This window comes from Vibrio penaeicida (assembly GCF_002933855.1).
GTDB classification, from domain to species: domain Bacteria; phylum Pseudomonadota; class Gammaproteobacteria; order Enterobacterales; family Vibrionaceae; genus Vibrio; species Vibrio penaeicida_A.
This window is the reverse complement of sequence record NZ_BFAQ01000072.1, coordinates 1-1,239: the sequence shown is the minus strand read 5'-3', so window position 1 is coordinate 1,239 and position 1,239 is coordinate 1. Positions and strand designations below refer to the sequence as shown.

Genomic DNA, 1,239 nt, shown 5'->3' with positions numbered 1-1,239 from the left:
TGAAGCTTTTGTTATGTGTAATTTGCCAAGTGCATCTCTATAAAATCAAGATCTGATTTGTAGAAATCAACTAAAGGAATTTCTTCTAAATCAAACCAATAGAATGTTTGTTGCCTTTCTTTATCAACAGCTATTGGGGTCGAACTCTCATCGGCCAAGAGTAATACGTAGTGAATGCCACCGCCAAACTCATTTCGAGCTTGATGACACCCCATGATTTTTAGGTTCTTAAGACCCGTCTCTTCCCACAACTCTCGAATAGCAGCTTGCTCACCTGATTCGCCACTATCTACTGCGCCACCTGGAAACTCAAAAACCATTCCTTTATTGTGACGAAATCTTCGTTGAATAAGCACCTTACCGCGTTTTACTACTACAGCCATTGATAAATTTTTCATGCCTCACCCTCAAATTTCGTGACACACATAACGCCCAGTTAAGTAGCCAAAAACGCACAAATGCTGCTTCTGCAAACTACCGTAAACACTAAAACTCACCGCAAACTAAAAGTCCCACGCGTTGTTTGTCGGTTTGAAGCTTTTGTTATGTACGAGCTTGAAGATGTATGACGTCCTCAATCATGTCTTTTGTTTTCAACGCTACTGGAAATACTGATTTTGACTGATGACCAGCAAGGTATGGTGTGCTACATACAAGCCTAAACTCTTTTTCCCAAGCTAGTTCTTTACTTTTGAAAAAATATTTGTGGCAAGGATGATATGAATCCCTTTTTAGGTCTACATTGCCATTATTGTAAATTGGCTTCCCACTGAAGTACTCTCGTTGCCATGGTATTCGAAACCGCAACCTATCAGCTATTTCTAAAAACAGTTCCTCGGCTCGATATTTAATGCAAACATCATATCCGCAGCCCTGACGCTGAAACCACTTTAAATGGGCTTCTTCGCTATACTCAGAAGAAACACTCAGAATAAACGCATTATCAAATCTATCAATGACAACGCCCCCTTGCTCGTTAACTGACGTATTTAGATTTGGAAGCTGAATCGGTCCCTTTGCGAACAGTGAATGGTTACCCTCTCTTGGATCGCTAAAACCAGCACCATCTAACTCATAAGCCCTACGATAGTAAGCCAGAGAACCGAGTTTGAACCCTCCTTGCAATATGTATTTTTCGTAGTCTTCTTGCTTACAGTATTTATACACATATTTGGGGCATTGATCTTTCGCTTTCAGATTTATCATCGTTTACCTCCAAGTACATAACGCCAGCTTAAA

General features: G+C 40.4%; 2 protein-coding genes. Both read right to left on the bottom strand.

Annotation, left to right across the window (positions count from 1 at the left end):
* Window positions 1-11 precede the first annotated feature (11 nt).
* Complete coding sequence (locus VPNCDNU1_RS28125; RefSeq protein ID WP_104403440.1) at window positions 12-398, bottom strand: NUDIX hydrolase; 387 nt, start codon at window positions 396-398, stop codon at window positions 12-14.
* A gap of 145 nt (window positions 399-543) precedes the next feature.
* Entirely contained in the window at window positions 544-1,206 is a 663-nt protein-coding gene (locus VPNCDNU1_RS28120) for a hypothetical protein (protein WP_104403439.1), read from the bottom strand.
* Between the last annotated feature and the right edge of the window lie 33 nt (window positions 1,207-1,239).